General features: G+C 65.3%; 10 protein-coding genes. All 10 read right to left on the bottom strand.

Annotated elements, in window-relative coordinates:
* Positions 1-9: 9 nt before the first annotated feature.
* The 10 genes from CLM73_RS07390 to gyrA all read right to left on the bottom strand — a co-directional run bounded on the left by CLM73_RS07390 (position 10) and on the right by gyrA (position 11,716).
* Positions 10-324, bottom strand: coding sequence for a LapA family protein (locus CLM73_RS07390; protein WP_056567641.1), 315 nt, complete (start codon positions 322-324; stop codon positions 10-12).
* 209 nt (positions 325-533) lie between these two features.
* Positions 534-896: an integration host factor subunit beta gene (locus tag CLM73_RS07385; protein ID WP_008164033.1), complete on the bottom strand. Its 363-nt coding sequence runs from the start codon at positions 894-896 to the stop codon at positions 534-536.
* A gap of 3 nt (positions 897-899) precedes the next feature.
* A complete protein-coding gene (rpsA, locus tag CLM73_RS07380) occupies positions 900-2,612 on the bottom strand; it encodes a 30S ribosomal protein S1 (RefSeq protein WP_056569428.1) in 1,713 nt (570 codons plus the stop codon).
* 175 nt (positions 2,613-2,787) lie between these two features.
* Positions 2,788-3,468, bottom strand: coding sequence for a (d)CMP kinase (cmk, locus tag CLM73_RS07375; RefSeq protein ID WP_369818985.1), 681 nt, complete (start codon positions 3,466-3,468; stop codon positions 2,788-2,790).
* Between the two features lie 21 nt (positions 3,469-3,489).
* Positions 3,490-4,812, bottom strand: coding sequence for a 3-phosphoshikimate 1-carboxyvinyltransferase (gene aroA / locus CLM73_RS07370; RefSeq protein ID WP_105237928.1), 1,323 nt, complete (start codon positions 4,810-4,812; stop codon positions 3,490-3,492).
* Between the two features lie 4 nt (positions 4,813-4,816).
* Positions 4,817-5,719, bottom strand: a complete 903-nt coding sequence (locus CLM73_RS07365; RefSeq protein WP_105237927.1) for a prephenate dehydrogenase — start codon at positions 5,717-5,719, stop codon at positions 4,817-4,819.
* A complete protein-coding gene (hisC, locus tag CLM73_RS07360; RefSeq protein ID WP_105237926.1) occupies positions 5,716-6,837 on the bottom strand; it encodes a histidinol-phosphate transaminase in 1,122 nt (373 codons plus the stop codon). The genes CLM73_RS07365 and hisC overlap by 4 nt, the downstream gene beginning before the upstream one ends.
* Before the next feature lie 10 nt (positions 6,838-6,847).
* Entirely contained in the window at positions 6,848-7,933 is a 1,086-nt protein-coding gene (gene pheA / locus CLM73_RS07355) for a prephenate dehydratase (RefSeq protein WP_105237925.1), read from the bottom strand.
* Positions 7,926-9,056 carry a 3-phosphoserine/phosphohydroxythreonine transaminase gene (gene serC, locus CLM73_RS07350; RefSeq protein ID WP_199778264.1) on the bottom strand — a complete coding sequence of 377 codons (1,131 nt, stop codon included), beginning with the start codon at positions 9,054-9,056 and terminating at the stop codon, positions 7,926-7,928. Before serC ends, pheA begins: the two co-directional genes overlap by 8 nt.
* Positions 9,056-11,716, bottom strand: a complete 2,661-nt coding sequence (gene gyrA / locus CLM73_RS07345; RefSeq protein WP_105237923.1) for a DNA gyrase subunit A — start codon at positions 11,714-11,716, stop codon at positions 9,056-9,058. The genes serC and gyrA overlap by 1 nt, the downstream gene beginning before the upstream one ends.
* Between the last annotated feature and the right edge of the window lie 114 nt (positions 11,717-11,830).

Raw genomic sequence — 11,830 nt, 5'->3', positions numbered from 1 at the left:
GTCGCGATGTCACAGCGGCGACATCGGAGCGACGGCTTCGGGCGGCACGACAGGCGTGGTGCCGTTGGCGGCGGCCTGGATGCGATCCAGTTCGCGGCGCAGGCGGATGGCCTCGCGGCGGCGGCGCAGCGCGGCGGGCACGGTCAGCAGCAGCCCGAACAGCGCGCCAAGCACGAACACGACCAGCATGACGACGATCAGCGGGACATCCTGGACGACGTAGTCCGCGTAGAACTTCACGGCGACGGGGTCGGTGTTCTTCAAGGCGAACATCAACACCGCAACAAAGACGAGCAATCGCAGGGCCCAGACGAGATAGCGCATGGCGCATGCTCCAGATGATTCGAGACCGTCAATTGTAAGCGACGTCTTCATGACGAGAGAAAAAAAAGCCCCAAGGCGGAGCACGGCACGCCCTTGCCAGCGCCAGGCGTATGCATGAACCGGCGCCACAAAAACAAAGCCCCTTGATTTCTCAAGGGGCTTCGTTCGCGGTCCGATCTGCCCGAAGGCAGCCCTGCCTGGCCGACGCGTCAGTGCATGGCGTGCAAACCTGCCATGGAAGACGGCATCGACTCGCTCGATCCAGAGGATTGAGCGTCCTCGTCATTGCCGCCGACCAGGTCAACCCGTTCACGCAATTCCTTGCCCGCCTTGAAGTGCGGCACCTGTTTGCCAGGCACCAGCACCTGCTCGCCGGATTTGGGATTGCGACCGACACGGGGTGACCGTTGCGACAACGAGAAGCTGCCAAAACCGCGGATCTCGATGCGCTGACCCGAGGCCAGGGCCTGGGTCATTGCATCCAGTACGGTCTTGACCGCGTAATCGGTGTCGCGGGCGGCCAGCTGAGGATAGCGGGCCGCCAAGGCGGCGATCAGCTCCGACTTGGTCACGAATTAACCGTCGTTGCGCTGTTGGTCCAGCTTGGCCTTCAGCAGCGCGCCGAGGTTGGTGGTGCCGGACGAAGCGCTGGCATCAGACATGCGCTGGATCGTGTCGGCGGTTTCGGCGTTGTCACGGGCCTTGATCGACAGCTGGATCGAACGCGTCTTGCGGTCGATGTTGACGATCATGGCTTCGATGTTTTCGCCGGCGTTCAGCACGGTGGTGGCATCTTCGACGCGGCCCGAGGAGATCTCGGAAGCGCGCAGGTAGCCTTCGACGTCCACGGACAGCGTCACGACGGCGCCCTTGGCTTCGACGGACTTGATGGTGCCCGGAACAACGGCGCCCTTGTCAAACGTGGCGACGAAGTTGTTGAAGGGGTCGCCTTCCAGCTGCTTGATGCCCAGCGAGATGCGTTCCTTGTCGGTGTCGATGCCCAGAACCACGGCTTCGATTTCGTCACCCTTCTTGAAGTTGCGCACGGCTTCTTCACCAGCTTCGGCCCACGACAGGTCGGACAGGTGAACCAGGCCGTCGATGCCGCCGGGCAGGCCGACGAACACGCCGAAGTCGGTGATCGACTTGATGGCGCCGCGGACCTTGTCACCACGCTTGAAGTTCGTGGCGAACTCTTCCCACGGGTTCTGGCGGCATTGCTTCATGCCCAGCGAAATACGGCGACGGTCTTCGTCGATTTCCAGGACCATGACTTCGACTTCTTCGCCCAGGGTCACAACCTTGCGTGGGTCGACGTTCTTGTTGGTCCAGTCCATTTCGGACACGTGGACCAGGCCTTCGATGCCGGCTTCGACTTCAACGAACGCGCCGTAGTCGGTCAGGTTCGTGACCTTGCCGAACAGGCGGGTGCCTTGCGGGTAGCGGCGAGCCAGGCCCACCCACGGATCTTCGCCAAGCTGCTTGACGCCCAGGGAGACGCGGCTCTTTTCCTGGTCGAACTTGAGAACCTTGGCTTCGACTTCCTGACCCACTTGCAGGACTTCGGAGGGGTGACGCACACGGCGCCAGGCCATGTCGGTGATGTGCAGCAGGCCATCGATGCCGCCCAGGTCGACGAACGCGCCGTAGTCGGTGATGTTCTTGACCACGCCCTTGACCACGGCACCTTCGTGCAGGGTTTCGAGCAGCTTTTGACGCTCTTCGCCCATGCTGGCTTCCAGCACTTGGCGACGCGACAGCACAACGTTGTTGCGCTTGCGGTCGAGCTTGATGACCTTGAATTCGAGGGTTTTGCCTTCGTACGGGGTGGTGTCCTTGACCGGACGCAGGTCCACCAGCGAACCCGGCAGGAACGCGCGGATGCCGTTGGTCATGACGGTCAGGCCGCCCTTCACCTTGCCGGTGATGGTGCCGGTAACCAGTTCGCCGTTCTCCAGGGCCTTTTCCAGTTGCAGCCAGGCCGACAGGCGCTTGGCGCGGTCACGTGACAGGATGGTGTCGCCGTAGCCGTTTTCCAGGGAATCGATGGCCACCGAGACGAAATCGCCAGGTTGCACTTCGAGCTCGCCCTGGTCGTTCAGGAACTCTTCCAGGGGGATCAGCGCTTCGGACTTCAGGCCGGCGTTGACGACGACGAAATTGTGGTCGACGCGCACGACTTCGGCGCTGATGACCTCGCCGGACTTCATGTCCTGGCTCTTGAGGCTTTGTGCGAAAAGGTCGGCGAAGCTTTCGCCGCCGGTGGCGGTAGTGGAAACGGAAGACATGGGGTTGAAATCCATTGGGCCGAAATGGCCGTTAAGAACACACCGCAGCGGATTGCCCGCCACAGTGGAGTCAAAATACCTGCCGGCTGGCTGACCCTTGCGGGGTGGCCCGTGGGGGAGTCGCCTGGCTTGAGCAGGGCCTAATCAAAAAACTGCTTAAAAAATGCCTGCAGCGTCACTGGTTGGCGTTCTGCCAGAAATCCAGTATTGCCTGCACCGTTTCTGCGATCGTCAGATTGGACGAATCCAGCACGTGTGCGTCTGCTGCGGGGGCCAGCGGCGCAGTGGCGCGCCCGGTGTCGCGCGCGTCACGCTCGCGCATATCCCGCAAAAGGTCGTCTAGATTAGCAGAAATTCCCTTTTCGATCAACTGCTTACGCCGCCTCTCCGCCCGGGCAACGACGTCGGCGACCAGGAAGACCTTCAGGGACGCGTCCGGGAACACGACGGTGCCCATGTCGCGGCCGTCCGCAACCAGGCCGGGCGGCAGCCGGAAGGCGCGCTGGCGCTCCAGCAAAGCCTGCCGAACGCCAGGGAAAGCTGCCACGCGGGACGCGAAATTGCCCACTTCCTCGCGGCGGATGTCATGACCGGCATCCGCGCCCTCGAGGTAGACATGGGGGCCGTCAAAACGCACGTCCAGCGTTTCGGCCACGCGCGCGACGGCGGGCTCGTCCTCGGCGGCCACGCCGCGGTTGATGGCGGCCAGCGCGGTCAGCCGGTACAGCGCGCCGCTGTCCAGCACCGCCCAGCCCAGCGCCTTGGCGACGCGATGGGCCACGGTGCCCTTGCCGGACGCGGTGGGGCCGTCGATCGTGATGACCGGGGCCAGGGAAGCGGAAGTTGAAGCAGTCAAAGTCATGGATGCCATGCAGCGCTAGGCCGAAACCAGGCCGGCGTAGACGTCAAAGTAACCCGGGAAGGTCTTGCTGACACAACCGGGATCGAGAATGCGGACCGCGGCCGGCCCGAATGCCGCCAGCGAAAAGCACATCGCCATGCGGTGGTCGTCCCAGGTGCCGATATGCGCATCGCGCCAGGCGCCCTGCGCCGGCGGCGTCACACGCAGCCAATCGGGGCCGGACTCGACCTGCGCGCCAAGCTTTTCCAGCTCGGTCTGCATGGCATGAATGCGGTCCGTCTCCTTGACGCGCCAGCTGCCGATGTTGCGCAGCCGGCAAGGGCCGTCGGCATACAGGGCCAGCGCCGCGGCTGTCATCGCGGCGTCGGGAATCAGGTTGAAATCGGTGTCGAAGGCGCGCAGAAGCTCGCCGTCCGCAACCTGCACGCCCGAGACTTCAATCCAGTCTGGACCATAGGTGACCTTGGCGTCCATGTCGGCCAGCGTGCTGGCGAACCCCACGTCGCCCTGGATGCTGTCGGCACCAATGCCGGTCACGCGCACGGGGCCGCCGCCAATGGCGCCCAGCGCCAGGAAATACGACGCCGTCGATGCGTCCCCTTCCACCCCGATCTGCGCCGGGCTGCGATAAGCCGCGCCAGCGTCCACGACGAAACGGCTCCAGCCATCCCGCTGCACCAGCACGCCAAAGCGCGCCATCAGGTTCAGCGTGATCTCGATGTAGGGCTTGGAAATCAGCTCGCCCGCGACCTCGATGGTGACGGGCTTGCCGCTGCGCGCGGCCTGCAGCGGCGCAGCCAGCAGCAAGGCGGTCAGGAACTGGCTGGACACCGAACCCTGCACGCGGGTCACGGCGTTTTCAGCGATGTCGCCGCGGCCGATGTGCAGCGGCGGATAGCCCGGCTGGCCGAGATAGTCGACGCGCGCGCCCAGCGCGTTCAAGGCGTCGACCAGATCGCCGATTGGGCGCTCGTGCATGCGCGGCACGCCGGACAGCCGGTAGTCGCCGCCCATGAGCGCCAGCGCCGCCGTCAACGGGCGGATCGCGGTGCCCGCATTGCCCATGAAGAGGTCGGCGCTTTCGACCGGGAAGCGGCGCACGCCCTGCACCGTGACGCGCCCTGCTTCCAGGTCGGACACCTGCACGCCCAACTGGCGCAACGCGGCCAGCATCACGCGGGTGTCATCGGAGTCCAGCAGGCCGGTGATGACCGTCGTGCCTTCGGCAATGGCCGACAGCAGCAGCACGCGGTTGGAAATGCTCTTGGATCCGGGCAAGGCCATCGTGCCTTGCGCGCGCCGCACGCGCGGCAGATCGAGGTAAGGCAAAGCGCCCATTCAGCTACTCCTTGCGCCAGCCACGGCGCGCACGCGCCGCCGTGTCCAGCAACGTCAGCAGAGCCTCGCCGTCGCCATCGGCGATGGCGCGCTCGGCACGGTCCAGCACGCCGCGCACCGCGGCCACTTCGGCCAGCATCGCGTCGCGGTTGGACAGAAAGATGTCGCGCCACATCTCGGGCGATCCGGCGGCGATACGAGTGAAGTCACGAAACCCGCTGCCCGCCAGTTCCAGCCGGGTCGCGGCGTCGGCGGCCGTGGCCACCTGTTCCATATACACCGACGACAGCAGGTGCGGTAGATGGCTGACCGACGCAAGCACGCGATCGTGCGCGGCGGCATCCATGTCGATGACGTCCGCGCCGCAGGCCTGCCACGCCCGGCGCACCAGCGCCATGGCCGCGGCGGCGTTTTCCGCCACGGGCGTAAGGATGACAGTACGTCCGCGATAGAGGCCCGCATCCGCGGCCTCCGGCCCGGTGCGCTCGGCGCCCGCAATGGGATGGCCCGGCACAAACTGGCCAATGCGATCGCCCAGCGCAGCGCGCGCCGCCTCGACCACTTCGGCCTTCGTGCTGCCGCCGTCGGTCAGCACGGCCCCCGGCGAAAGGTGCGGCCGCATCTGCGACAGCACGTTCGTCAGGCCGCCGACCGGTGTGGCCAGCATGATGAGGTCCGCCTGGGCCGCCGCAGCTTCGGCCGTCACAGCCTCGTCGATGAGGCCCAGCGCGACGGCGCGTTCGAGCGACTGCGCATTGCGCCCCACGCCCAACACCTTGCCCACCTGCCCTGCCTGCCGCAAGGCTGCCGCAAAAGAACCGCCGATCAAACCGACGCCAACCACGGCCAATACAGGAATCAGGGGGCCCGCGGCCCCCTGATCGGAAGAAGGTAACGCGTCGTTCATGCGGTCAGGATGGCGGTCAGGGCGTCGATGAATCGGGCGATTTCTTGAGGCAGTCCGATGGACACGCGCAGCCACTCCGGCAGGCCGTCGCCCGCGACGGGACGCACGATGACGCCGCGCTTGAGGAGTTCAAGATTGATGCGCGGCGCGTCGCCCACGTGCACCAGCACGAAGTTGCCGTAGCTGGGCACGTAACGCAGATTCAGCTTATCGAACGCGGCGCAGAGCTGGGCCTTGCCCGCCTTGTTGGAGGCGTAGGCTTCTTCCAGGTAGGCGGCGTCGCCCAGCGCGGCGATGGCCGCGGCCTGGGCCAGCGTGTTGACGTTGAACGGCTGGCGCACGCGGTTGAGCAGATCGGTCAGGCCAGGCTGCGCGACCGAGAAGCCCACGCGCAGGCCCGCCAGGCCGTAGGCCTTGGAGAACGTGCGCGACACGATCAGGTTGGGATACTGGCGCGCCAGCGCGGTGCTGTCGAAGCGGAATTCCGGGTCCAGGTATTCGTTGTAGGCCTCGTCCAGCACGACCGTGACGCGGTCGCCATGCGCGGCATGCACGCGTTCCAGGAAGTCGGCGATCTTGTCGCCCGGCACGAAGGTGCCGGTGGGGTTGTTCGGGTTGGCGATGAACACCAGACGCGTGTCGTCGGCGATCGCGTCGAACATGGCATCCAGGTCGTGGCCGTGGTCAACGGCCGGCACCACGATATGGCGCGCGCCGCGCGCCTGCGTGGCCAGGCGGTAAACCGCAAACGAATGCTGCGCATACACCGCCGAGGCGCCCGGTTCCAACAGCGCCAGCGCGGCGATTTCCAGGATGTCGTTCGAGCCGTTGCCCAGCGTGATCCAGTTCATCGGCACGCCGTAGCGTTCGGCAAGCGCCGCCTTCAGGTCAAAACCATTGGGGTCCGGATAGCGCGCCAGCGATTCGGCGGCGGCCAGCATGGCCGCGCGCGCCGACTTGGGCATGCCCAGGGGGTTTTCGTTGGAGGCCAGCTTGACGATGGTTGCCGGATCCAGGCCGAACTCGCGGGCCAGTTTTTCGATCGGCTTGCCAGCCTGGTACGGGGCGATGGCGCTGACGTGCGCGGGGGCAACGAGGGGCTTGGATGCTTGGGTCATGATGTGGAATTCACTGCGCCGGGTACGAGCCCAGCACTTTGAGGTAGGCAACCTGTGCCTGCAAGGCCGCCAGGGCGCGCTCGACATTCGGGTCGTTCCGATGACCCAGGACGTCTACGTAGAAATAGTATTCCCACTGGCCGGTGCGCGCGGGGCGCGACTCGAAACGCGTCATCGACACGCCATTGGCGGCCAGGGGCGCCAGCATTTCATAGACGGCGCCCGCGCGGTTCGGCACCGCCAGAATCAGGCTGGTCTTGTCCTTGCCGCTGACCAGCGGCTCGATGTTGCCGATCGCCAGGAAGCGGGTGCGGTTATGCGGGTCGTCCTGGATGCCTGCGGCGACGATCTGCAGGTTCCAGGCGGGCGCGGCCACTTCGCCGGCAATGGCGGCAATGCTTGCATCCGACGCGGCAGCGCGCGCCGCCTCGGAATTGCTGGCCGCGGCCACGCGCTCGACGTCGGGATAGTTGCGCGTCAGCCAGCCCTGGCACTGGGCCAGCGCCTGCGGGTGCGCGGAAATGGTCTTGATGCCGTCCATGCCGCCCGACTGCGACATCAGGCAATGGCGAATGACGAGCGAACGCTCGCCCAGGATCTTGACCGGGGTGTTGAGCAGCAGGTCCAGGCTGCGGTTGACGGCGCCTTCGGTGGAGTTTTCCACGGGCACCATGCCCACGTCTGCCTGGCCGGCCTCGACGGCCCGGAAGACCTCGTCGAACGAGGCGCAAGGCAGCTTCTGGACCGCATGGCCAAAATGCTCCAGCGCGGCCTGTTCCGAGAACGAGCCCTGCGGCCCCAGAAACGCGACCGTCATGCCGCGTTCCAGGCCCCGGCATGCGGAGATGATTTCGGTCCAGACCGACGCCACGCCGGCGTTGGGAAAGGGTCCGGGATTGATCTGCTGCAGACGGCGGATGACCTCAGCCTCGCGCTCGGGGCGCAGCACCGGGCCATCGGCGTGCGCGGCGTGCTTGGCCTCGCCCACTTCCAGCGCGGCGCGCGCGCGCTGCGACAGAAGATCGAGGATCTGCGCATCGAGGTCATCGATGCGCTTGCGCAGGGGAAGCAGCTTGCGCTGCAGCTCTTCATCCATGGCGGCGCTCAAATTCCTTCAGGTACTCGACCAGCGCCGTCACCCCTTCGAGCGGCAGCGCGTTGTAGATGGAGGCGCGCATGCCGCCCACGCTCTTGTGGCCCTTCAACTGCGTGAGGCCCGCTGCCTCGGCGCCCTTCAGGAAGGCGTCGTTGAGCGACTCGTCATGCAGCACGAACGGCACGTTCATGCGCGAACGCACGGGTGCGTGGATGGGATTGCGGTAGAAGCTGGTGCTATCCAGGTAGCCGTACAGCAGATCGGCCTTGGCCTTGTTGGCCGCTTCCATGCCGGCCACGCCGCCGTTGGCCTTGACCCACTTGAACACCAGGCCCGCGATGTAGATCGCAAAGGTGGGCGGGGTGTTGTAGCGCGAGTGTTCGGCCGCCACGTTGGCGTAGTCAAACGCCGAGGGGCAGATCGGCAAGGCCTGGCCAATCAGGTCGCGGCGCGCGATGACCATGGTGACACCGGCCGGGCCGGCGTTCTTCTGCGCGCCGGCGTACATCATGCCGCAGCGCGACACGTCCATCGGGCGCGACAGGAAATGCGACGAGGCATCGATGACCAGCGGCACGTCAGGCGCGCCGAGATCGGCGGTGTCGGGCCAGTCCAGAAACTCGACGCCACCGATGGTTTCGTTGCTGCACAGGTGCAGGTAGGCCGATTCCTTGCGCACCTGCCAGGTGTTGGCCGGCGGCACCCAGGTCAGCGGCCCCTGCTCGCGGCCGTCGATCTGGGTGGCGTGGTCGGAGCTGGCCGCAATGTGCGTGCTGCCGTAGCGGCCGGCTTCCTTGTACGAACGCTTGGACCAATGGCCCGTCACGACGAAATCCGCGGCAGGCGCGCCGCGTCGTCCCATGAGATTCATGGGGACGATGGCGTTTTCCCCGGAACCGCCGCCTTGCATGAACATGACGGCGTAATCGGCCGGCAGGCCTAGCAAGTCACGCAGATCGGACTCTGCTTCATCGCAGATCTGCACGAAATGCTTGCCGCGATGGCTCATTTCCATCACGGACATGCCGCTGCCGTGCCAGTCCAGCATTTCTGCAGCGGCTTGCTGCAGCACCACCTCGGGCAAGACCGAGGGGCCAGCCGAGAAGTTCCAGGGGCGGGCCATTATTGCTCCGTAGGTTCCGTCGAATCTGCTGCGTCGCTGCTGTCGTCGCCACCGGTTTCCTGGCCGTCTTCGTCCAGTTCGCCGTCATCGTCCGCATCGCTTTCGACGACACGGCGCACGCCGGACAGCGTGCTGCCGTCGTCGACGTTGATCAGCGTGACGCCCTGCGTCGCGCGGCCCATTTCGCGGATTTCCGCGACGCGGGTGCGCACCAGAACGCCGCCGGTGGTGATGAGCATGATTTCATCGGTAGGCGTGACCAGCACAGCGCCCACCACCTTGCCGTTACGCGACGTGGTCTGGATGGCGATCATGCCCTTCGTGCCGCGGCCGTGACGCGTGTACTCCGCGATCGGCGTGCGCTTGCCGTAGCCGTTTTCCGTGGCGGTCAGCACCGTCTGCGTCTCGTCGCCGGCGACCAGCAGCGCGATGACCGTCTGCGTGTCCTCGAGCATCATGCCGCGCACGCCGCGGGCGTTGCGGCCCATCGGGCGCACGTCGTTTTCGTCGAAGCGCACGGCCTTGCCGGCGTCCGAGAACAGCATGACGTCGTGCTTGCCGTCAGTGAGATCAGCGCCGATCAGGTAGTCGCCATCGTCAAGGTCGACGGCGATGATGCCTGCCTTGCGCGGGTTGGAGAAGTCGGACAGCGGGGTCTTCTTGACCGTGCCGCGCGAGGTCGCCATGAAGACGAAGTGGTCTTCGCTGAATTCCTTGACCGGCAGCACCACCGTGATCTTCTCGCCGTCGGCCAGCGGGAACATGTTGACGATGGGCTTGCCGCGCGAATTGCGCGTGCCTTGCGGCACTTCCCAGACCTTCAGCCAGTACACGCGGCCGCGGTTCGAGAAGCACAGCAGGAAGTCGTGCGTGTTGGCGATGAAGAGCTGGTCGATCCAGTCGTTTTCCTTCATGGCCGTGGCCTGCTTGCCGCGACCGCCACGCTTTTGCGAGCGGTACTCGGACAGCGGCTGGCTCTTGATGTAGCCGCCGTGCGACAACGTCACGACCATGTCGGTCGGCGTGATCAGGTCTTCGGTATCGAGTTCCGTCGCGTTCAGTTCGATTTCCGAACGGCGCGAGTCCTTGGCGCCAGTCGAGAACTCCGCCTTGATGGCCTGCAGCTCTTCACTGATGATGGACGTGATGCGCTCCGGACGGGCCAGGATGTCGAGCAGGTCGGCGATCGTGGACATGATGTCCTTGTACTCGCCGACGATCTTGTCCTGCTCCAGCCCGGTCAGGCGTTGCAGGCGCATGTTCAGGATTTCCTGAGCCTGCGTATCGCTCAGGCGGTACATGCCGTCGCCCTGGAGACCGAACTCGACGCCCAGGTCGTCCGGGCGGAAGGCCGCGCGGCCGCCCGGCGTGTCGCCGTCGGCGCGCGACAGCATTTCGCGCACCAGCGACGAATCCCAGGACTTCGCCATCAGTTCCTGACGGGCGACCGGCGGGGTCGGGGCCGCCTTGATGATCGCGATGAAATCGTCGATATTGGCCAGCGCCACCGCCAGGCCTTCCAGCACGTGGCCGCGCTCGCGGGCCTTGCGCAACTGGAACACCGTGCGGCGCGTGACCACTTCCCGGCGATGCTGCAGGAAGTAGTCGATCATCTGCTTCAGGTTGAGCAGGCGGGGCTGGCCGTCGACCAGCGCCACCAGGTTCATCCCGAAGGTGTCCTGCAGCTGCGTGTTCTTGTAGAGGTTGTTCAGCACGACCTCAGGCACTTCGCCGCGCTTGAGTTCGATGACAAGGCGCATGCCGTCCTTGTCCGACTCGTCGCGGATGTCCGAAATGCCTTCGATCTTCTTGTCGTTGACCAGCTCGGCAATACGTTCCTGCAGCGTCTTCTTATTGACCTGGTAGGGAATCGCGTCGATCACGATCGCCTGGCGATTGCCCTTCTCCATGTCTTCGAAGTGCGTCTTGGCGCGCATGATGACGCGGCCGCGACCCGTGCGATAGCCTTCCCGCACGCCGGACATGCCGTAGATGATGCCGCCCGTGGGGAAGTCCGGCGCCGGGATGAGCTCGATCAGCTCATCGACCGTGCACGCCGGATTGCGCAGGCAATACAGGCAGCCGTCGACCACTTCCTGGAGGTTGTGCGGCGGAATGTTGGTGGCCATGCCCACCGCGATGCCGGAGCTGCCGTTGACCAGCAGGTTGGGCAGGCGCGACGGCAGCAGCAGCGGTTCCTGCTCGCTGCCGTCATAGTTGGGCCCAAAATCGACGGTTTCCTGGTCGATGTCGGCCAACAGCTCGTGGGCGATCTTGGCCAGGCGGATTTCGGTGTAACGCATCGCCGCGGCGTTATCGCCGTCGATGGAACCGAAGTTGCCCTGGCCGTCGACCAGCATGTAGCGCATGGAGAAATCCTGCGCCATGCGGACAATGGTGTCGTAAACGGACTGGTCGCCGTGGGGGTGGTACTTACCGATGACGTCCCCGACGATACGCGCCGACTTCTTATAGGCGCGATTCCAATCGTTGTTCAGCTCGTGCATCGCGTAGAGCACGCGCCGGTGGACGGGCTTCAAGCCGTCCCGCACATCCGGTAGCGCCCGACCGACGATCACGCTCATCGCGTAATCGAGGTAACTGCGGCGCATCTCTTCTTCCAGCGATACCGGAAGCGTCTCCTTGGCAAAGGAATCCATATATATAACGACAGAACCGTGTAAGGAGGAACCCGAGCCGGGTAAACAGGAAATTCTATCATTCGATTGAGGGACCGGTCCGAAGGGCCGCCCGAAGGCGCCGCAAGCGGGCCG

It is taken from the genome of Achromobacter spanius (assembly GCF_002966795.1).
Classification (GTDB): domain Bacteria; phylum Pseudomonadota; class Gammaproteobacteria; order Burkholderiales; family Burkholderiaceae_B; genus Achromobacter; species Achromobacter spanius_D.
Note: the sequence above shows the minus strand (reverse complement) of the source record. Positions and strands in the feature narration are given on the sequence as shown.